We start from the raw sequence: 20393 nt of genomic DNA on the forward strand, positions 1-20393 counted from the left end.
TTGCGGAGCGGGGGTGTCACAGCGGGGTCGGTTCAAGTCTGTCTGATTCGGGGAGCCAAGGCCATTTGAGGCCCTTTCCTGGTCGCTCCGTACACCCGACTCTCGCTAGATTCTTGTGGGCGATGTCTTTGTGTTGGCGGTTCCCGGACCATGCGAGAACACGGGGTCGATCACTTCTGCGACCTTCGCCATCTGGTCGTCGAGGCTGGCCTCGCTGATGTCCTCAACGCCTTCCTTGCGCCGCCACGCCTTCCACTTGGTCTGGCCGACGGCGCCGTACCCCTCTACCACGGGTGAGACCGGCCCGAGTCCGACCTTGCGGTAGCGGGCGACGGCTCGCGCGGACTCCAGCAGTTGCTCCTCGTCGAGGCCGTGTTGCGCGGCCAACTGGACGATGTCGATGAAGTCGCGCCAGCGGGTGCTGGCGATGCCGCGTTCCAGGATCGTCACGCCCTTCTCCGCCACCGTTGTCTCGGGGGCGTAACCGAGCATCTCGATCTCGTCCCCGAGGATGCGGGGCACTTTGACCGGCTTCGGTGACGGGACGATCGGGTCTCCTGTCGAGATGTCCCAGGCGACGACGGTCTTCTGGGAGCCGATGTAGGCGGTGACCCGCATGCGCAGACCCGGGTAGTCCGCCTGGTCTCGGATCTCCTGCACGTTCATCGTGTCGAGGCCGAAGACCAAGCCGTCGGAGACCTGGACTTCAGCGACGTCACGGATGACCTGCGTTATGACCTCAGGTGTGACCGTGGTCCTGATCGCCTCCGCGTCGACGTCCTTGGTCGGGCGGCGAACTCCGTAGACGGCCAGCAGGATGCCGCCCTTCAATACGAAGTCGTCCTTGTGCGCCGTTCGGGTCAATCGGTCGAGGAAGGATTCGAGCGCGTGCCTGGTGAGGTATTCGGCGGTCGGTGCGGGTCTGCCTTCTGTGACCGAGGCGGCCCTCGCCTTCTTCTGGATCTGCCGGAACACCTCGTCGCCACTGGTCACGTGAGCACCTCCAGGGCTTGTAGGACCGGTCCCTTTGCCCGGGGAAGGCGGGCGGCGACCGACATGAGTTGCGCTGGCTTGCCACCGCGGCGGAGCCATTCGCGCAAGGCGTCTCTGCCCAGTTCGTACCCGAGGTCGCCTCGAAGCCGGAACGCGTCCGCGATGCTGCGCTCGGGCGAGTAGATGCCGATGCGCAGCTCTGATCCTGGAATGGGCATCTCAGAGCGGCCGAGGCCGAAGGTCTGCTTCGTGAACAGGTGCCACTTGATCGCGGCCTGGGTTGCCGGCATGCGGGTGCCGCGCGGGATCGCGATGTCCACGGCGTCCGGGATGGAGTCGGTCAGGTCGTGGTAGGCCAGCGCGGAGGTGAGACAGATCGTTGCCTCGGGTCGGCGGGTCGCTGCTTCGATCCAGTCCCAGTCCGCAGCCGGTGCGTCGGCGGAGCGGTAGATGCCTCGTGCGATGCGCTCGTACTCTCCGTCGTGGGCGGCGCGGTACAGGGTGCTCTTGGACATGCCGAGGTCGGGCGTCTGATGGGGTCGCACGATCTCCAAGGCGCTCACCTCCGTGAACCGTTCCGTATACAGGTAACATTATCTGTATACGTTTTGTTTCACAAGCCAGAAGTCCGGCCTGGGAGATCCACGGACCCGCTTGGACGCGGGTAGAGAAGGGAGCGGGCGGCGGTTCTCGACAATCCTTCCACAGGCCAGCAGGGGTGTCCGGTCCATCCGCTGATCGCTGCTGATGGCCGGGATGCGGGGTTCGGTGCCGGGTCATGGTGGGTTCGTACACCCGGGTGCACCCCTGCCGCATCGGTGAGTGGCGGGACTTGAACCCGCACTCGCTCCGACCGCGGAGAAGAACCACCGCCGGACCGCAAACCAGCCGACTCCGGCCGACCGCGGTCGGCCGGGTCCCGGCTCAGGGCCGCCCTCTCAGGCCCCCGCCCGCACCCTCAGGCCCGGGTGCCGCTCTCGATCTCGGTGAACGCCGTGGTCAGCTGGTGCTCCGAGGTGTCCAGGTACTCTGTGAGCTCCTCGAACGCGGTGGCCGCGTCCCCGCGCTCCAAGGCCCGATGGATGCGCCGGTTCCACTGGAGGTAGGGGTCGTGGAACTCGCGGGGCGCGGCCATCACGTGGAACACCAGCCGGGTCTCGGCGAGGACCTGCCGCATGAACTCGTTGATCCGCGCGCTGCCCCCCAGCGCGGCGAGCGCCTCGTGGAAGTGCATGTTCGCGCTGCCCATGCCCCACCAGTCCTCCTGGTCGCGGGCGGCCTCGCCCGCGTCGACGGCGGCGCCCACGGCCCGGACCAGGTCCTCCGGTGCCTCGGCGGCACCGCGCACGGCGGGAAGTTCCAGCGCCCTGCGCGCATTGAACAGGTCGCGGACGTCTTCGCTGGTGGGACGGCCGACGAACACGCCCCGGTGCATGTGGTGCACCAGTAGGCGCTCGCGGCTGAGCAGCCGGAAGGCCTCGCGCAGCGTGTTCCGGGAGACCTCGTACTTGCGGCTGAGCTTCTCCTCGGAGAGGCGCACCCCGGGGGCGAGCTCACCGTCGATGACGAAGGCGCGGAGCATGTCGGCGACGCGCTCGGCCTGGCTGGAGGGGCGCGCCAGGGCGGGCGCGGGCAGCCGGTCGATGTGGTCGTCTGTCGCCGTCAAGTGAGCTCCTCCGGGTGCTTCGCGCGCCCACGCCAGGCGGGGTGGTCCCACCAATGTTACGTACAGGGGAACCGGGGATTTTACTGACCCGCCCCTTACCAAGCCCCCATGATTGAAGTATTGTTCAACAATCCAACGATGAGGTTGGCGTCACACACCTCCGCACCCCTGGAGAACCAGCCATGGGAGACAACCCCCCAACGCCAGCACCGGTGCGCCCCCGCTTCGGCCGCATCGCCCTGAGCAGCAGCCTGCTCGGCGCCATGTTCCTGATGGCCACCAGCGCCGTCGGACCCGGGTTCATCACGCAGACCACGACCTTCACCGCCCAGCTCGGCGCCGCGTTCGCCTTCGCGATCGTCGTGTCGATCCTGGTCGACATCGCCGTCCAGCTGAACATCTGGCGGGTCATCGGCGTCTCCAACATGCGCGCCCAGGACCTGGCCAACAAGGTCCTCCCCGGCGCCGGCTACCTGCTCGCCGCCCTCATCGTCTTCGGCGGCCTGGTCTTCAACATCGGCAACATCGCCGGAACCGGACTCGGCCTCGACGCCATGATCGGCCTCGACCCGCGGATCGGCGCCGTCATCTCGGCCGTGATCGCGATCGTCATCCTGGCCGTCAAGAAGCTCGGCGTGGCCCTGGACCGCGTCCTGGTCGTCCTCGGCCTGCTCATGATCGGCCTCACCGCCTACGTGGCCGTAGTGTCCAACCCGCCCGTGGGCGAGGCCGTGCGCCAGTCCGTCCTCCCCGAGGCCGCCAGCAGCGACCTGTTCCTCGCCACCATCACCATCATCGGCGGCACCGTGGGCGGCTACATCAGCTACGCGGGCGCCCACCGCCTCATCGAGAGGGGCAAGGGCGGCCGCGAGAACATCTCCGCCATCACCCAGACCTCGGTCACCGGCATCATCATCACCGGGATCATGCGGGTGCTCCTCTTCCTCGCCATCCTGGGTGTGGTGACGGGCGGGGTCGCCATCATGGACTCGCCCAACCCCCCGGCCGAGGCCTTCTACCAGGCCGCCGGCGAGGTCGGTATGCGCCTGTTCGGCATGATCATGTGGGCGGCTGCCGTCAGCTCCGTGATCGGCGCGTCCTACACCTCCATCTCCTTCGTCACCACGTTCTCGCCGTGGCTGGAGCGCCACAAGGGCAAGCTCGTCACCGGATTCATCGGGATCTCCCTGGCCATCTACCTCGTCTCCGGGCAGGCACCGGGAACGCTGCTGGTCCTGGCCGGCGCGCTCAACGGTGTGATCCTCCCGGTCGGGCTGGGCCTCCTCCTGTGGGTCGCCGCACGCCACTCCGAGACGCTGCTCAACGGCTACCGCTACCCGCGCTGGCTGCTCGGCACGGGTGTCGCGGCGTGGGCCCTCACCGTCTACATGGCGGTCAACTCCCTCGGCGGCATCGCCGAGCTCTGGCAGTGACAACTTCCGGGAGTGAAGGCTTCCGGGAGTGACAGCGTGGTGGTGCCACCACGGGTAAGAGAACTTTGGAGGATGACGTGCGCATCGACCTCAACTCCGACCTCGGCGAGAGCTTCGGCCGCTGGGAACTCGGCGACGACCAGACCCTGCTCTCCACCGTGACCAGTGCCAACGTCGCCTGCGGCTTCCACGCCGGTGACCCGTCGGTCCTGCGCCGCACCACAGCGGAGGCCGCCGCGCGCGGCGTCGCCGTCGGCGGCCACGTGGCCTACCGCGACCTCGCCGGATTCGGCCGCCGCTTCGTCGACGTCCCGCCCGCCGAACTCACCGACGAGGTGGTCTACCAGCTCGGCGCGCTGTCCGCCTTCACCGCGCTGGCCGACGACCGCGTCCGCTACGTCAAACCGCACGGCGCCCTGTACAACGCGATCGTCCACCACGACGAGCAGGCCGCCGCAGTCGTCGAAGCGGTACGCTCCTTCGACCCAGGCCTGCCCGTCCTCGGCCTGCCCGGCTCGCGCTTCCTGGAGCAGGCCGAGAAGGCGGGCCTGCGCACCTACCGGGAAGCCTTCGCCGACCGCGCCTACACCCCCCAGGGCACCCTCGTCCCGCGCCGCGAACCCGGCTCCGTGCTGCACGACCCCGACGCCATCGCCGCACGCTGCCTGCGCATCGCCCACGGCGAGCCCATCGAGGCCGTGGACGGCACCAGGATCCTCGTCCAGGCCGACTCCCTGTGCGTGCACGGCGACAGCCCCGGCGCGGTGGACATCGCCCGCGCCGTGGCCGACCGGCTGCGCACCGAGGGCGTCACCATCGCCCCGTTCACCACGGCCCCCTCCGTCCTGCCCTGAGACCCTGTCCGCCCCGAGACCCCGTCCGTTCCTGAGACCACCTCCGTTCTGATTGGAAGCCGTCCGTGCGCGTCCTGAAGTGCGCAGACACCGGCGTTCTGGTGGAGGTCGCCGACCTCGCCCAGGTCATCGCCCTGGGCGCCGCCCTCGAAGCGCGCCCCCTGCCCGGCGTCACCGACGTCGTCCCGGCCGCACGCACCGTCCTGCTGCGGCTGGAGCCCGGCACCGACCCGGCCGGGGTCGCCACCGCTGTCACCGGACTCCCGCTGACCGCCGAGACCGGCCAGGCAGCGGGGGAGACGGTCACCATCCCCGTGCACTACGACGGGGAGGACCTCGACGACATCGCCGGGCTCACCGGCCTGAGCCCGAGCGGGGTCGTGCGCGCACACACCTCCGCCACCTGGACGGTCGCCTTCTGCGGGTTCGCGCCCGGCTTCGGCTACATGGTCTGCGACGACCCCCGCCTGCACGTGCCCCGCCGCGGCGAGGCCCGTACCCGGGTACCCAAGGGATCCGTGGCGCTCGCCGGCGAGTTCACCGGGGTCTACCCGCGCAGCTCGCCCGGCGGGTGGCAGCTGCTCGGCCGCACCGACGCCGTCACATGGGACCTGGAGCGCGACCCTCCCGGCATCCTGCGCCCCGGGGTCCGCGTGCGCTTCGAGGAGGTCGCGTGAACGACGAGACCAAGGGCGCATTGGAGAACACCGAGACCAAGAGCGCCCTGGAGATCGTGGCGACCGGGCCGATGACCACGGTGCAGGACGCGGGCCGCTTCGGACACTCCGCCCTGGGCGTGGGCCGCTCCGGCGCCGCCGACGCCCGCTCCTACACGCTGGCCAACCGGCTCCTCGCCAACCCGCCGGGGGCTGCCGCACTGGAAGCCACGCTCGGCGGGCTGCGGGTCCGGGCGCGCGGTCCGGTCACGGTCGCGGTGACCGGTGCCGAAGCGCCGGTCCGGGTGGACGGCCGCGGAGCCTCCGCCAACGAGGTCCTGCACCTGCCCGACGGCGCCGAACTCGCCCTCGGCACCCCAGCCCGCGGGCTGCGCTCCTACCTGGCCGTACGCGGGGGAGTGGCGGTGCCTCCCGTCCTGGGATCGCGCAGCACCGACGTGCTCGCCGGGCTCGGACCCGACATCCCCGGCCCGGGGGACCTCCTGCCGGTCGGGCCGCCTCCCGAGGGGTTCCCGCACCTGGACCACGTCCCCGCCGGTCCGGTGGGCGGCGACGAGGTGGCGCTCCGGGTGGAGCCCGGCCCGCGCGACGACTGGTTCACCGGCGAAGCGCTCGCCGCCCTGCTCTCCGGCGCCTACGAGGTGACCCCGCGCAGCGACCGGGTGGGCGCCCGGCTGGCCGGACCGGCCCTGGAACGCGCCCGCGACGGCGAGCTCCCCAGCGAGGGCATGGTCGCCGGATCGCTCCAGGTCCCGCCGGGCGGCGAACCCGTCCTGTTCCTGGCCGACCACCCGGTGACCGGCGGCTACCCGGTGATCGCGGTGGTGCGCTCCGCCGACCTGCCCGAAGCGGCCCAGGCCCGCCCGGGAACGCGCATCCGATTCGTACTGTGAGGCGCGCCGTGACCGTACTGTGAGGCGCACCGTGAGTGGAGGAACCCGATGACCGGAGCAACCCCGAAGCGTCCCGAGGACCCCGCCGGACTCACACCCCGCGAGGCCCGCGCGCTGTTCCGCGCCGGGCTGCGAGTGCCCACCTCCGGGTACAGCGCCGGGTACGCACAGGCCAACCTGATCGCCCTCCCGCACGACCTCGCCTTCGACTTCCTGCTGTTCGCCCAGCGCAACCCCAAGGCCTGCCCGGTGCTGGACGTCACCGAGCCGGGAGAGGTGTCCACTCCCGACTTCGACGGCGACCTGCGCACGGACCTGCCCGCCTACCGGGTGTACCGGGACGGGGAGTTCGCCGAGGAGCGCACCGACGTCACCGACCTGTGGCGCGACGACCTGGTGGGCTTCCTCATCGGGTGCAGCTTCACCTTCGAGGCCCCGCTGCTGGAGGCGGGCGTACCGGTCCGCCACATCGAGGCGGGGACGAACGCCGCGATGTACGAGACCAACCGGGCCTGCCGCCCCGCCGGACGGTTCTCCGGCCCACTCGTGGTGTCCATGCGCCCGGTCCCCGCCGACCGGGTCGCCGACGCCGTCCGCGTCACGTCCCGCTACCCGGCCGTCCACGGGGCACCCGTCCACGTGGGCGACCCGGCGGCGCTGGGAGTCCAGGACCTGGACCGCCCCGACTACGGCGACCCGGTCGAGGTCCGCGACGGGGAGGTCCCCGTGTTCTGGGCCTGCGGGGTTACCCCGCAGGCAGCGGTCATGGCCTCCGCCCCCGACTTCGCCATCGGCCACGCCCCCGGCCACATGGCCGTCACCGACGCCCGGGACTCCCGGTACCAGGTCCCTTAGCGCCTGCTGACACAGGCAGGGGAGCCCAACATCCCTTGTCAGAAACCTCTTAGGACGTGTCCGGTGGCCGCATCCCGTCCGGGAAGGACAGGTGGGAGCGGTTTCGGCCGCCCCGGAGGCGGACACCCGGCCTGCCCCGGGGCTCCTGACGCACCGGTCGGTCCGCTGAACGGTCCGGTTCCTCAGCCCGCTCCTCCGGCTCCTCGTCCCGCACTTCCGAGCGGCGGGCCCGGCCGGACCCGCCGCCAGCGGTCGCGGCGACCACCGCGACCACCGCCAGAAGGGCGAGGACGGAGACCGGGGCGTTGCGTGCGGGGACCTGCGGTCCCCGCCGTGCTGACAGGCGCATGCGACCGCTCCAGAGCTCTCGGCTGGCCCTCAGCTTAGGCAGCCGTCCCGCATCTCCAACACCTGCTTGGCCGCACCGAGGTACTCGGTGTCGTGGGTGACCATCAGCGTCGCCACGTCGAACGTCCTCGTCGCCTCGCTCAGCAGGTCCACGATCCGGGCGCCCCGGTCGTGGTCCAGCGCCGCCGTCGGCTCGTCCACCAGCAGCGCGCTCGGGCGGCCGGACAGGGCACGGGCGATGTTCACCCGCTGGCGCTCGCCTCCGGAGAGCTGGTGCGGGCGCCGGTGCTCCTTGCCGGACAGCCCCACCGCCGCCAGGGTCTCCAGCGCCGAGGTGCGGGCCTTCCGGAGGGGGCGGGCGCGCATGTGCTCGGTGACCATCAGCTGCTCCACAGCGGTGAGCGAACCGATCAGGTTCGGCTGCTGGAAGACGATGCCCACCTCGCTCAGGCGGAGCTCCGCCAGTTCACGGGGCCGGAGGCCCAGCGTTTCCCGTCCGCCGACGCGCACGGTGCCGGAGTCCGGCCGGATGAGGGTCGCGGCCACTGCCAGCAGGCTGGACTTGCCCGAGCCGGACGGGCCGACCACGGCCGCCAGCTCACCGGCGTCCACCCGGACCGACACCCGGTCCAGGGCCTTCACCACCCCGTCGCCGTCGGGGTAGGTGAGGGTCGCGTTGTTCAGTTCCAGGCTCATCGGACGCCTCCCAGGGCAGTCAGCGGGTCAACGGAGGTGATACGGCGCACGGCCAGGACCGCGCCGAGCATGCCCAGCACGACCATGGCGGCGACCGGGCCGAGCGTGGTGGCCGCGGTCAGGGAGAACGGCAGGACGGACCCGGCGAGGGCGCCCAGCCCCACCCCCGCGGCGCCGCCGACCGCGGTGCCGACGAGCATCACGATCAGGGCCTGGGCCAGGGCGTCGCGCAGCAGGTAGCGGGTGGAGCCGCCGAGCGCCTTGAGGATCGCGATGTCCCCGCTGCGCTGGATCGTCCACACGGTCAGGAAGGCACCGATGACCAGGGCGGAGATCGCGTACAGGAAGCCCTGCATGGTCATCAGCGAGCCGTTCTCCGAGGAGTACGAACTGATTGCCTGGAGGCTGGCGGACAGGGTCGCCGAAACGGTGCCCGCCTCATCGTCGGCGGCGCCCGCCGCCTCTTCGAGGCTGACCTGCGAGGCGACCACGTTGGCGACCGGTGCGTCATCGCCCTCGGCGTGCCGTACCCGGGGGTCGACGTCCTGCCAGACCCCGATGTCGGTCCACACCGCAGGGGCGTGGCTGTAGTGCTCGGTCGGGGCGATCGCGTCGACCACCAGGTCGGTCCCGGCGACGGTGAGGGCGTCGCCCTCGGAGATACCGAACTCCTCGGCGATCTCCTCGCTCACCACCGCTCCGTCGCCGGTGCCCAGCCCCTCGGGTGCCAACGGGCCGCCGGCGGCCACACCGAACAGCGCGGCCGCGGTGCCGTTGCCGTCGTCCAGCTCCACCCGGCTCTGGGTGATGCCGACCGGCTCCGCCCAGTCCACGCCTTCGGTGCCGGACCAGGTGTCCAGCTGCTCACGGGTGACGGTGCTGTCCGCGTAGGACTCCTCGGGGGCGCCGTCACCGGACGTCCCGAAGGCGATGTGGGTGGCGGCCAGGTTCCTGACCGCCGACGTGGACTGGTCGGCCAGCCCCGCCGTCAGCCCCGACAACAGGACGATCAGCAGGGTGATCAGGGCGACGACCGAGCCCATCAGCGCGAACCGCCCCTTGGCGAAGCGGATGTCACGAAGGGCGACGAACACGGCGGCCCTCCTTCCGGGAGAGGGAATGCTTCAGTGCTTCCAGCCTCGCCGGATCCAAGATCACCGGCATCGGGCGAACGGAGCCTTCCCGCGCGGGCCGGGGTGGAGAAAAGACTCAACCGAACGATGGATGTACCGGCGGCCACGCCCGTCGTACGCTGCACTGATGCGGTACAGCGGAGGGTGGGCGCCCGAACTGCCCGGGGTGACGACGGTGCTCCAGGTGCTCAGGCTGCTCCTGCACGCCTCCTTCCTCTTCCTGCTCGTGGTCGGCACCGCCCGGTACATGGCCACCCCGCCCGGCACGGACACCGCCCATCCGCACTGGGTGTACTGGACGGTCGTGTGCGTGGCGGTCCTGCTCGGGGTGGTGTACTGCGCGGGGGCCATGGCCGCCCGGCACGACGTGCACCGCACCCGCTCCCTGGTGTGGCTCGCGGCCGTCACCCTGCTGTGGGCCCTGCTGGCCTGGGCGGGCCCGGACTTCGTGTGGCTGGCCTTCCCGCTGTTCTTCCTCCACCTGCACCTGCTGCGCGGCATCCACTCGGTGTTCGCGGTCGTGGTCATCACCGCCTCGGTGATTCTCGGCCAGGTGCTGCACAGCGGGGACCTCACCGCCGGGATGGTCCTCGGCCCGGTCCTCGGCGCGGTGACCGCGGTGGCGATCGCCGCCGGGTACACGGCCCTGCACCGGGAGAGCGAGCGGCGCCGGGAACTCATCGACACCCTCACCCGCACCCGCGACGAACTCGCCGCGTTCCAGCGCCGCACGGGTGTCCTCGACGAACGCGAGCGCCTGGCAAGGGAGATCCACGACACCCTCGCCCAGGGCCTGTCCAGCATCGTCCTCCTGCTGCGCTCCGCTGAGAGCGCCCTCCCGGACGACCCCGACCGCGCCGCCCTCCGTATCGGCGAGGCCCGGGAGAGCGCCTCCACGAACCTCGCGGAGGCCCGAAGGTTCGTACGGGACCTCGCCCCGCCGTCGCTGACCGGGGCCAACCTCCCCGAGGCCCTGGAAAGGCTGAGCGAACGCGTGGGGCGCACCGAGGGGATCGACTGCCGGTTCCGGACCGACGGGACCCCCGCCGAACTCCCCGCCGGCTACGAGGTCGCGCTTCTGCGCGCCGCCCAGGCGAGCCTGGCCAACGTGGCCGCACACGCCGGGGCGGGCACCGCCGTGGTCACGCTCGGCTACCTGGGGGAGGAGGTCACCCTGGACGTTTACGACGACGGGCGGGGCTTCGTGCCCGAGGATGTCCAAGCGCGCCGGGACGGCTCCGGGTACGGGATCGCCTCGCTGCGCGAACGCGTGGCCGCGCTGGGCGGGCAACTCGAGGTGGAGTCCGCCCCGGGAGAGGGCACCGCCGTGGCCGTCCGGCTGCCCCTGACCCTGGAGACGAACCAGTTGGAAACGACCCTGTTGGAAGAAGGCCAGATGGAGGAAGGCCCGTGACCGACCGGCCCCTGCGCATCCTGCTCGTGGACGACCACCCGGTCGTGCGCCACGGCCTCAAGGCGATGTTCGCCGAACGCCCCGACATGGACGTGGTGGCCGAGGCGGCCGACGGCCAGGAGGCCCTGGACGGGCTCCGGTCCGGGACGGGCGTCGACATCGTGCTCATGGACCTGCGCATGGGCGCGGGCATGGACGGCGTCACCGCGATCCGGCGGGTCACCGAACTCGACGCCCCGCCGCCCGTCCTCGTGCTCACCACCTACGACACCGACGCCGACATCCTCGCGGCGGTCGAGGCCGGCGCCACCGGCTACATGCTCAAGGACGCACCCCCGGACCAGCTGTGCGACGCCGTGCACGCGGCGGCCCGCGGCCAGACCGCACTCGCCCCCGACGTCGCCAACCGGCTCATGGACCGGCTGCGCTCGCCGCGGCCCGCCCTGAGCGGCCGGGAGCTGGAGATCCTCCGGCTGCTGGCCAAGGGGATGTCCAACCGGGCGATCTCCCGCGAGCTGTTCATCAGCGAAGCGACGGTGAAGACGCACCTCGTTCACGTGTTCGACAAACTCGGCGTGGACAACCGCACCGCGGCCATCACCACTGCCCTGCAGAGGGGCATCATCCGCGTGGACTGAGCGGACCGGGTGGTTCGGCCGTCCTTCTGGGCCGGGTTTCGGGTCATCCGCGCGGACCGGGCTCCGGGGACGGTTCGGGGCGCAGGCCGAGCCGGCCCAGTTCCAGTCCGGCCAGTTCGGCCACCACTTCCCGCTCGCCCGTGTGCCAGGCCCCGGCGGGGTCGCCGTGCACCGCCATGAGCCGGGTGGAGGGGGCCGAGGACAGGGCGCGGAGGGCGAGGAGTCGGGCACGGGCCTCGGGGGCCAGCCCGCTGAGCCGTTTGGTGTCGGTGGCGCGTCGGATCCACCGCATCCGCATGGGCAGCCAGGTCCCCGCGAGCAGGAAGAGCGGCAGGACCGCTACCAGCATCGGAAGCGTGAAGGCCAGCGTTCCCACGGACTCCTGGAAGGAGCCGCCCGCCGCGCTGAGGGACTCGCCGGTCTCGCCGAGGCCGCTGAAGGGCGTGGCGAGGGCCTCTCCGGCGAGGGGGACCTGCTCGACGTTCTCGGCGGCGGTGTTCATGTGTTCGGTGACCCCGTCGCCGGTGCTGGTCATCAGCTCGCCGGGGCGGTTGAGGGCCATCAGGACCTCGCGCAGCGACAGGGCGGCCGCGACCCAGAGGAAGGCCCAGGTGAGCGCGAAGAGGTCGGAGGCGAGCTGGAGGCAGGCGCGGGCGGGGGTATCGGCGTACAGCTTCACGGTCGGACTCCCGGGGGTGGGTGGGGCGGCTGGGGGGGTGAAGTCCTCGTTCCGTGCGTTACCCGTTCCCCTCGCCGGTACGCCCCGGGTATGCCGTGCCCTACCCGAGGTTGGTGCCGCGTCCCAGTGCCCCGCCCACCGCCGCTTGGAACCCTTGTGGGGAAGCCCGGCCGGACCGGGAACCGAGCAGTAGGTGAGGACGGTGGAGGCCCTGATGCGCTCAGCGACCCTGTCTGGTGTGAGCCGGACGTACGGAGAGGGCGAGGTGGCCGTCCCGGCGCTCAGCGATGTGAGCTGGACGTTCGAGCCGGGCACCTTCACGGCCGTCATGGGGCCCTCCGGCTCCGGGAAGACCACGATGCTCAAGTGCGCCGCGGGTCTGGTGCAGCCGAGCGCGGGGACGGTCCACCTGGGGGACACCAGGTTGGACGACCTCCCGGAACGGGAGCTCGCGGTCGTCCGCCGCGAACGGGTGGGGTTCGTGTTCCAGGAGTTCAACCTGATACCCGCCCTGACCGCGCGGGAGAACATCACCCTGCCGCTGCGGCTCGCCGGACGCGGGGTCGACGGAGACTGGCTGGAGGAGATCACCGGACGCGCGGGGATCGCCGACCGCCTCTCCCACCGGCCCGACGAGCTCTCCGGCGGCCAACAGCAGCGGGTTGCCCTCTGCCGGGCCCTGGTCAACCGGCCCAGTCTGCTCTGCGGTGACGAGCCGACCGGTGCACTGGACAGCGAGTCGAGCCGCCAGGTGATGACCCTCCTCAGGGAGGCGGTGGACGGGTTCGGCCAGACCCTGGTGCTGGTCACCCACGACCCCTTGGCGGCGGGCTACGCCGACCGGGTCCTGTTCCTCGTGGACGGGCGGCTGGCCGACACGATGGAGGACCCCACCTCCCAGAAGGTGGCCGAGCGGATGACCTCCCAGGGAGGTGCCCGGTGACCGGTATCGCGTGGCGCATCCTGTGGCGGCAGCCCGGAACCCTGATCGGTGCGCTGGTGATGACCACCGCGGGTGCGGTGCTGCTGACCGCCTTCATGGTCCTCCAGGAGTCGGTCGCCCAGACACGCGCCCCGGTGGAACGCTTCGCCGGCGCCGAGGTGGTGGTGGCCGGAGAGGACGGCCTGCTCACCGAGGAGCTGGTCGACGGTTTGGAACGGCTGCCCGGGGTCGCCGAGGCGGTCCCCGAACTCTCCTTCACCGCCCTGGCCCTGGACACTGACGGGGCGCCCGCGGTGGACCAGGAGGAGATCCCACAGCTGGGGCACTCGTGGTCAAGCGCGCCCCTCACCCCGATGACGGTCGACGAGGGGTCGCCGCCCGCGGCCGACCACGAGATCGTGGTGGACGGTGCGCTGGCCGAGGCCGTCGACGCCGAGGTCGGATCCGAGGTCGCGGTCGAGGTCGCGGGCACCGCCCGGACCTACGAGCTCGTCGGCCTGGCGAGCCCCGGCGGGGGCGAAGCGGCAGGCGCCGACGGGGGCGGGGAGCTGGAACACCAGCACGCCGTCTTCTTCCACCCCGGCGAGGCTGAGCGCCTGGCGGACCGGAGCGGGGGCCGCTCCGACGGCGCCGGCCTCTTCCTCGACCCCGGTACCGACGCGGACGAGACCGCCGCCCTGGCGCACGAGCACGTGGCCGAAGGGCTGGCCGGAGACGCCCCCACGCCCGGAGACACCGAATCCTTCCAGGTCGCGTCCGGGGCCGACCGGGGAGAGCTGGAGGGGACCTGGCCGGACCACAGCGCCACGGCGGGGGCGCTCACGCTGCTGGTGTGGATCGTGGCGTTCATGGCCGTCGCCGTGATCGGCGGCGCGCTCGTCACGTCCGTGCGCCGCAGGGCCGGGCAGTTCGCCCTGCTGCGCGCGATCGGGGCCACCCCCGGCCAGACACGGCTCCTCTGCCAAGCCGAGACACTGCTGATCTCGCTGGTCGCGGTGGTGTTGGGGAGCGTGCTGGGGGTGCTCCTCGGCTGGGTCCTGGTGGGCGCGTTCCGTGAGCTGGGTGTGGTCAGCTCCGTCCTGACGGTCGGCTTCGGCGCCGCGCCGCTGCTCACCTCGGCGGCGCTCCTCATCGTGGTGGCCCAGGCCGCCGCGTGGCTGTCCGCGCGGTCCGCGCTGCGCATCCGTCCGGGCGAGGCACTGGGCGGGGAGGCCGAGCGTGCCGCCCGCCGCTCCCGGGTGTGGCCGCGGGTGGCGTGCGGTGTCCTCCTGCTGGCCGCGGCCGGTGTCCTCCAAGCGCTGGGCATGGTCGGCCAGCTGCCGACGGCCCTGTACAGCAGTTACGGAATGATCGCCAGCGGACTGGTGATGGTCGGCATCGGGCTACTGGGGTCCTGGATCATCCGCGCCGTGTCCGTCCTGCTCCGCCGCCCCGTGGCGGCCGTGTCGGGGGTCGGGGGCTACCTCGCCGCGGCCAACGTCCGCTTCCACCACCGCCGCTACGCCGGGGTGGCCGCCCCGCTCGCGGTGGGCGTCGCCATCTCCGGCTGGGCGCTGAGCGGCCTGCCGCTCTTCGCGCTCAACAACGCGGACGAGACTGCGGACCGCTTCGACGCCGAGTACGTCCTGAAGACCCCGATCGTCCGCGAGGCCCACACCGGGCTGTCCGAGGAGGCGCGGGAGCGGGTGTCCGAGGTCAGCGGAGTGGACGTCACGGCCGGGCTGCGGGACACGTGGGTGCACGCCCAACCCGCGGGTTCCGAAGGACCCGCCGACCCCGGTGACGCGACCCGGGGGACGGTGGTCAGCGGGGCCGCAAGCCAGGTGCTGGACCTCGGCGGTGTCCGGGGTGACCTGACCCGGGTCGACAGCGGCGACGGGGTGGCGCTCGGGGCCGCCTACGCCGACCTGCGCGGCCTGGACGTCGGCGACGGCGCGGAGGTCCGGGCCTCCGGGGCCTCCCACATCACCGAGGTCGAGGTCGCGGCCGTCTTCGAACGCGACCAAGGAGGCCAGAACGGCCTGGTCATCGCGGAGACCGCGCTGGGGAACGGCAGCGGCAGCGGATGGCACGACTTCGTCCTCGTGTCGGGCAACGGTGGGGGAACGGCGGACGGTATCGACCGCGGGGCCTTGGAGAGCGAGGTCTCGACGGCCGGAACGGTCGCCGTGGAGGACCGGACCGGGTTCCGCCAGACCTACGTCGCCGAACGCGAGGGGGCGATCGACAACCTCGGCACCGTCGCCACCGTGCTGGTCGGCGTGTTCCTGGTGGTGGCCGCGGTCAACGCGCTCGCCCTGTCGGCCTCGGACCGCAGGTCGGAGCTGGGGTCGATGCGCCGGCTGAGCATGACTCCCGCGCAGATCAACGGCGTGGTCGGCTGGGAGATGGTGCTGACCGTGGTGCCGGCGTGGCTGTTGGGCGTGGCCGCGACCGCGTGGATGGCGCTGGCCATGGCCGGCGGCGACGTGGAAGCGGCCCTCTGGGCGTTCCCCTGGGCGGTGCTGTCGCTGCTCGGTGCCTTCGGCCTGCTCATCGCGGTGTGGGGCGCCCGCACCGCGGCCCGGGGCGTTCTGCGCTCCGTGTCGGCCTGACTGAGGTGCCACCCACCAGGAGGGCCGGGTAGTCACGGAGCTCGACGGCGTCGGCGAAGTCGTCAGTGGACCGCATGAGCGCGTCGCGCAGCGGACGGAACCGGAACAGGGCGTTGCGCGCGCGGATGCCCGAGCGGGTGCGCGGCGCGAGGAAGCGCCCGGCGTTGCCCTTCCGGGCGACCCGGGCGTAGCCGTGCATGATGCGGTCGTAGGCGCGGTAGGCGGCGCGGTGGTCCCCGTCGGCGGCGAGAAGCTCACCGGCCAGTACGTAGGCGCCGACGACGGAAAGGCCGCTGCCGAACCCGCCCAGCGTGTTGCCGTAACCGGCGTCTCCGACCAGCGCCACGCGGCCCCGGGTGAAGGAGTCCAGCTCGACGCGGGAGAGCGTGTCCAGGTGGAGGTCCTCTGAGCCGGGCAGGTCCGCGAGCAGCCGGGGGACCTCCCAGCCCGCTCCCGCGTAGGACTCGGCCAGGAACCGTTTCTGTGCGTCCGGGTCCGCGTGCCGGTCGCGGGGCCGCTCGGAGGCGAACACGAAGAAGGCGGGTGCGTCGCCGCCGGCGGAGACCATGCGTCCGGGTTCGTTGTACATCAGCCCGGGACCGGTGGCGGAGGGCGTTCCGGGGAGGGCGGGCAGGTGCGGGAGGTCGGCGAGCGCGTAGTGGTAGCCGAGGAAGCGCACGTGCTCCTCCTCGGGCCCGAAGGCCAGGCGGCGCACGTTCGAGTGGATGCCGTCGGCCCCGACCACGAGGTCGAAGGTTCGCTCCTCCGCGCGCTCGAAGGCGACTCGCACGCCGTCGTCGCCGTCCCGCAGCGCCGTAACGGAGTCGTCGAACAGGTACTCGCAGCCGGTCCCCACCGAAGCGTGGAGGATCTCGGCCAGCTCGCCGCGGCCGACCTCCAGGTCACCTCCGGTGAACTCACCGGGCAGGGTGGCGACGGGACGGCCCTTGCCGGTCACGAAGACGACATCGGAACCGCCGGTCTCCACGGCGCGCAGCCGTTCGAGGACCCCCATGCGGTCGAGGACGTCGAGCTGTCGGCACCCCTTGAAGTCCACGTTCTGGCCGCCGGGGCGCACGGCGGGAGAGCGCTCCACAACGGTGACGGCGCATCCGTACCTGGTGAGCCAGTGGGCGGTGGCGGCCCCGGCGATGCTCGCCCCCGAGACCAGGACCCGGGTCCCCTCGATGTTCGGCATGGTGGCACCTTCATCTGTGTCTGGTAGATACTGTTTCTGATGGACACAATTAGTATCTGGTAGACACGGTTTTGACAAGGGTGGGTCTGAGCGGTGACGGAGGGGCGGCGGATGGCTGAGCGCGCAGAGGCGGACCGGCACGAACGCACCGCAGCAATGCTGTGGGGCCCGCCCCGCGTGCCGAGTCGGGGCCCGCGCCCCAAGCTGTCCCAGGACCGCATCGTCGGCGCCGCCGTCGCCCTCGCCGACGCCGAGGGGATCGAGGCGGTGTCCATGCAGCGGGTGTCCTCGGAACTCGGTTACACGAAGATGTCGCTGTACCGGTACGTGTCGCGCCGCGACGAACTCCTCGCCCTCATGACCGATGCCGCGCACGGGCCCGCCCCTGGGGTCGGCGGCCCTGAACTCGGCTGGCGGGAGCGCCTGCGGACCTGGGGGACGGCCCTGTGGCCGGTCCTGAGCGAGCACCCCTGGCTGCTGCGGACCGCGGTCGGGGCACGGGTGATGGGCCCCAACGAGCTGGCTTGGACGGAAACGGCGCTGAGGGCGCTGTCCGGGTCCGGACTCGGCGGCTCGGAACGGCTGGACGCCGTGGCGCTCGTCGCCGGGCACGTGCGGGGGATCGCGCAGCAGGCCCTGCCCACCGAGCCCGGCCCACGGGGCCCGCAGGAAGGGGAAGGTGCGGAAGAGGCGATCCTGAGGGCCATGGCGCCGGTCCTGGCCCAGCACGGCGAGCGGTACCCCGAGACCGCCGCCGCCTTCTCCGGCGGTGAGGGGCGCGACTCAGCACTGGAGTTCGGCCTGGAGTGCATCCTGGACGGCCTCGAACACCGCATCGGCCAGGATTCGGGCCGCTAGGCAGGCCGTTGGTCCGGACGAACCGCTGGACCGGCAGCCACGCCAAACGGAGACCAGCCCGAGCACCGCGGCCAGCGCCACGAACGCACTCTGCAACTTCTCTGGCGGGGGCACGCGGCGGCTTGCTGGGTGGGTCGGGCAGGGCTTGGGGAGGGCATGGGTGTGGGGCGGATGGAGTGGGGGCGGATTGAGTGGGGCGGGCGATAGACGGCGGGGTCCACGCTAGCCGACTCAGACAAAAGCGGAGAGCCCCGGTCAGTGCTCATCCGTAGTTCTCCCGCAGTCACCTTTATCGGGCCTTCGAACTTAACGTGTCTTCGAAGTTAATAAGGGTCGGTGGTGTCCTTTGGCGTGGGGTTGCCTTGCGGGTTGGGGGTGTCCTCCTTTCCCGCCGCGTGATTGTGGCCGTCTCCGCTGCGCGCGTCAAGGTCGTCGCCGTCGGGCGCTTCGCGCGTCAACGGCGCTCCACCTTGACGCGCTCCGCTGCGACGGCGGGTTGGCGGCTATCGGGAAAGGGGGACGGGTAGTCGAGGTCCATGCCATTTCGGGCTTCGCCCGAAAAACTGAACTCCTCGGCCTGGCGGCCGATGCCTGCCACGCCGCCGGAGCGTTGACGGGTCGGGTGTCACGGCTGGTCATGGTGGGCGGCGTACCCCGACGGCGGGGCCTGGCGGCCGGGTGGTCCACTGCGCCGGAGCGTTGACGCCTGGCGGTGTCGCGGCTGGTCACTGTGCGCGGCGAAAACCCCGATGATCTTGCTCCTGTCTCCACCCTCGGCCGTCGAGAATGGCGACAGGAGCAAGATCATTCCCATTCGGGTGCGCATATGACCGCTTTGTCCAAGAATGCGGCCAGGGGAGGTTTGCTCCCTTTTCTGGAAGGCTTCTTTCCGGGGAATGGGAAAGGCGGATTGGGGTGTCCTGGTAAGTGTTGTGTCACCCCCGGGGTAGGTCCTTTCTGGGCCTTTCTTGGTATCCTTAGGGTATGACTTCTTCTTTCGGGCAGTGCGGGAATGCGGCGGGCAATAAGCCCGCCGTTTCCGCCATGCGCACCGCCCGGGAGAAGATCGCTTCGGAGATGGCGGAGGTGCCCCCGGCGGGTGCGGCCGGTGAGGTCCTGGATGTGATTTCTCAGGTGTTCGAGGACTTCGACCGGGCCCAGCTGGCGATGCTGCTGCGTCTGGCGCAGCTGGAGGCGGCCGGGACCCTGTTGGAGGCGGGTGGGCAGAGGTCGGTGCAGAACTGGCTGATCCACTCGGTGGGGATGGCCCCCGTTGAGGCCAACGGGCGCGCCCAGCTGGCGCGGCGGTTGTTCGCCCAGGAGTTGCCCGCGACCCGCCAGGGCTTGGACTCTGGGTTGTTGTCGATCGGGGAGGCGGTGGCGGTGTGCAAGGCCGCTGATAAGGCGGTGGGGGCGCGCAACACTAAGGACTGCCCGGATGCTGGCCTCTTCCGGCGGATGGTGGAGGCCGGGATTTTGGCTTCCAAGGCCAGGGAGCCGTCGATGTCGGCCTCCGACATCGCCCGGCTGGGTAGGGAGCTGCTGGCCCAGTACAACCCGGCGGTGGTGGAGGAGCAGTACCAGGCCGCCTTCGACGCCCGTGGTGCACGCCTGGTGCGCACCTTTGATGGCACTCACCTGTTCGAGGCCTGGGGCCCGGGTGAGCACGCCGAGGAGCTTAGGTGTGTGCTCAAGGCCCACGAGGTGGCCTATGCCCCCGAGAGGCTGCACGTGTCGGCTTCGGAGCGGATGTATGACGCGTTCATGAACCTGGTCCGGTCCGCCTCCCACCCCACCGGGGACGGTGAGAGCGCTGAGGGTGCCGACGGTGCCCGGGGCGGGGACGGCCAGGGGAAGGGGCGCAAGGGTCGCAAGCGTGCTGCGGTGGCGATGATCAACATCATGGTGCCCCTGCCCACCTTCCTCGGCCTCCAGAACCAGACCGAGGGTGCGGGTCCGGCGGTGACCCAGGATGGGCAGGTGGTCTCCATGGCCGCGATCCGTGCCCTGGCCCCCAACAGTGTGCTGCGCCGGATGGTCACCTCCCCTAAGGGTGACCGGGTGTTGGACGTGGGCCGTACCCAGCGCGATGCGACGGGTGCTCTGCGGGATGCGGGGCTGTTCGGTCACTCCACCTGCGCTTGGCCCCAGGGGTGCAACTTCCCGGCCAGCGGGTCGGAGGCCGACCACAAGATCAGCTTCTCGGCCGGTGGGTCCACCAGCGCGGACAATATTCAGCCGCTGTGCTCGGACCATAACCGGTTGAAGTATCGCCGGGAGACCAACCCGGAGGCCTCGACCTGGCAGGGTCGTCCCTCCCACCGCAACCGCAACCGCAGCAACAAGGGGGAGGACTCGGACGGGGACCCGGAGCCAGCCCAACCCCCTTCTTGGAGTCACGGTCACCCTCGTTTTTGACTCCAACTGGGGGGTTCACCACACACCCACCTCAACCCAACCCGCCCCGGTGTTTCGCGCTGCCCACCGTGACCGGCCGCGACACCCGACCCGTCAACGCTCC

General features: G+C 71.3%; 20 protein-coding genes. 11 read left to right on the forward strand and 9 right to left on the reverse strand.

The genetic code is table 11. The features are described from left to right. Window positions 1-105 precede the first annotated feature (105 nt). The 3 genes from ACYVD1_RS04900 to ACYVD1_RS04910 form a co-directional block, all read right to left on the reverse strand. Window positions 106-993 (reverse strand): nucleotidyl transferase AbiEii/AbiGii toxin family protein, encoded by an 888-nt coding sequence (locus ACYVD1_RS04900; protein ID WP_460768334.1) that lies wholly within the window; start codon window positions 991-993, stop codon window positions 106-108. Continuing rightward, window positions 990-1538, reverse strand: a complete 549-nt coding sequence (locus ACYVD1_RS04905; protein WP_460768588.1) for a type IV toxin-antitoxin system AbiEi family antitoxin domain-containing protein — start codon at window positions 1536-1538, stop codon at window positions 990-992. The genes ACYVD1_RS04900 and ACYVD1_RS04905 overlap by 4 nt, the downstream gene beginning before the upstream one ends. A gap of 413 nt (window positions 1539-1951) precedes the next feature. After that, window positions 1952-2659: a GntR family transcriptional regulator gene (locus ACYVD1_RS04910; protein WP_460768337.1), complete on the reverse strand. Its 708-nt coding sequence runs from the start codon at window positions 2657-2659 to the stop codon at window positions 1952-1954. 182 nt (window positions 2660-2841) lie between these two features. Here ACYVD1_RS04910 and ACYVD1_RS04915 point away from each other — a divergent pair, with 182 nt between their 5' ends. The 5 genes from ACYVD1_RS04915 (at window position 2842) to ACYVD1_RS04935 (ending at window position 7371) form a co-directional block, all read left to right on the forward strand. Continuing rightward, on the forward strand, window positions 2842-4092 hold the full coding sequence (locus ACYVD1_RS04915) for an NRAMP family divalent metal transporter (RefSeq protein ID WP_460768339.1): 1251 nt from the start codon (window positions 2842-2844) through the stop codon (window positions 4090-4092). A 77-nt stretch (window positions 4093-4169) separates the two neighbouring features. Further along, window positions 4170-4946: a LamB/YcsF family protein gene (locus ACYVD1_RS04920; RefSeq protein ID WP_460768341.1), complete on the forward strand. Its 777-nt coding sequence runs from the start codon at window positions 4170-4172 to the stop codon at window positions 4944-4946. Between the two features lie 65 nt (window positions 4947-5011). Continuing rightward, entirely contained in the window at window positions 5012-5623 is a 612-nt protein-coding gene (locus ACYVD1_RS04925; RefSeq protein ID WP_460768344.1) for a 5-oxoprolinase subunit B family protein, read from the forward strand. Next, on the forward strand, window positions 5551-6516 hold the full coding sequence (locus tag ACYVD1_RS04930) for a 5-oxoprolinase subunit C family protein (protein ID WP_460768346.1): 966 nt from the start codon (window positions 5551-5553) through the stop codon (window positions 6514-6516). Before ACYVD1_RS04925 ends, ACYVD1_RS04930 begins: the two co-directional genes overlap by 73 nt. 48 nt (window positions 6517-6564) lie before the next feature. Next, window positions 6565-7371: a putative hydro-lyase gene (locus ACYVD1_RS04935; RefSeq protein WP_460768348.1), complete on the forward strand. Its 807-nt coding sequence runs from the start codon at window positions 6565-6567 to the stop codon at window positions 7369-7371. A 49-nt stretch (window positions 7372-7420) separates the two neighbouring features. On the opposite strand, the gene ACYVD1_RS04940 is transcribed toward ACYVD1_RS04935, so the two are convergent. The 3 genes from ACYVD1_RS04940 to ACYVD1_RS04950 are packed head-to-tail and all read right to left on the reverse strand — an operon-like array spanning window position 7421 to window position 9509. Then, complete coding sequence (locus tag ACYVD1_RS04940; protein WP_460768351.1) at window positions 7421-7720, reverse strand: hypothetical protein; 300 nt, start codon at window positions 7718-7720, stop codon at window positions 7421-7423. A gap of 29 nt (window positions 7721-7749) precedes the next feature. Next, complete coding sequence (locus ACYVD1_RS04945) at window positions 7750-8415, reverse strand: ABC transporter ATP-binding protein (protein WP_460768353.1); 666 nt, start codon at window positions 8413-8415, stop codon at window positions 7750-7752. Beyond that, window positions 8412-9509, reverse strand: coding sequence for an ABC transporter permease (locus ACYVD1_RS04950; RefSeq protein ID WP_460768355.1), 1098 nt, complete (start codon window positions 9507-9509; stop codon window positions 8412-8414). The genes ACYVD1_RS04945 and ACYVD1_RS04950 overlap by 4 nt, the downstream gene beginning before the upstream one ends. 166 nt (window positions 9510-9675) lie before the next feature. On the opposite strand from ACYVD1_RS04950, the gene ACYVD1_RS04955 reads away from it, so the two are divergent. After that, complete coding sequence (locus tag ACYVD1_RS04955) at window positions 9676-10962, forward strand: sensor histidine kinase (RefSeq protein WP_460768357.1); 1287 nt, start codon at window positions 9676-9678, stop codon at window positions 10960-10962. Further along, window positions 10959-11600, forward strand: coding sequence for a response regulator (locus ACYVD1_RS04960; RefSeq protein ID WP_460768360.1), 642 nt, complete (start codon window positions 10959-10961; stop codon window positions 11598-11600). Before ACYVD1_RS04955 ends, ACYVD1_RS04960 begins: the two co-directional genes overlap by 4 nt. Before the next feature lie 43 nt (window positions 11601-11643). On the opposite strand, the gene ACYVD1_RS04965 is transcribed toward ACYVD1_RS04960, so the two are convergent. After that, window positions 11644-12279 (reverse strand): hypothetical protein, encoded by a 636-nt coding sequence (locus ACYVD1_RS04965; protein WP_460768363.1) that lies wholly within the window; start codon window positions 12277-12279, stop codon window positions 11644-11646. Between the two features lie 238 nt (window positions 12280-12517). Between ACYVD1_RS04965 and ACYVD1_RS04970 the strand changes: the two genes are divergently transcribed. Both ACYVD1_RS04970 and ACYVD1_RS04975 read left to right on the forward strand, forming a co-directional pair. After that, window positions 12518-13222, forward strand: a complete 705-nt coding sequence (locus ACYVD1_RS04970) for an ABC transporter ATP-binding protein (protein WP_460768367.1) — start codon at window positions 12518-12520, stop codon at window positions 13220-13222. Then, on the forward strand, window positions 13219-15816 hold the full coding sequence (locus tag ACYVD1_RS04975; RefSeq protein ID WP_460768370.1) for an ABC transporter permease: 2598 nt from the start codon (window positions 13219-13221) through the stop codon (window positions 15814-15816). Before ACYVD1_RS04970 ends, ACYVD1_RS04975 begins: the two co-directional genes overlap by 4 nt. Here ACYVD1_RS04975 and ACYVD1_RS04980 read toward each other — a convergent pair. Continuing rightward, window positions 15755-17014, reverse strand: coding sequence for an FAD-dependent monooxygenase (locus ACYVD1_RS04980; RefSeq protein WP_460768373.1), 1260 nt, complete (start codon window positions 17012-17014; stop codon window positions 15755-15757). The two genes, ACYVD1_RS04975 and ACYVD1_RS04980, sit on opposite strands and share 62 nt — an antisense overlap. Window positions 17015-17125: 111 nt before the next feature. Here ACYVD1_RS04980 and ACYVD1_RS04985 point away from each other — a divergent pair, with 111 nt between their 5' ends. Continuing rightward, window positions 17126-17872 (forward strand): TetR/AcrR family transcriptional regulator, encoded by a 747-nt coding sequence (locus tag ACYVD1_RS04985; RefSeq protein ID WP_460768376.1) that lies wholly within the window; start codon window positions 17126-17128, stop codon window positions 17870-17872. A 454-nt stretch (window positions 17873-18326) separates the two neighbouring features. Here ACYVD1_RS04985 and ACYVD1_RS04990 read toward each other — a convergent pair whose 3' ends face one another. Further along, a complete protein-coding gene (locus ACYVD1_RS04990; RefSeq protein WP_460768378.1) occupies window positions 18327-18470 on the reverse strand; it encodes a hypothetical protein in 144 nt (47 codons plus the stop codon). Window positions 18471-18856: 386 nt separating this feature from the next. Between ACYVD1_RS04990 and ACYVD1_RS04995 the strand changes: the two genes are divergently transcribed. After that, on the forward strand, window positions 18857-20290 hold the full coding sequence (locus tag ACYVD1_RS04995; RefSeq protein WP_460768380.1) for an HNH endonuclease signature motif containing protein: 1434 nt from the start codon (window positions 18857-18859) through the stop codon (window positions 20288-20290). Window positions 20291-20393 lie beyond the last annotated feature (103 nt).

It is taken from the genome of Nocardiopsis nanhaiensis, assembly GCF_054778635.1.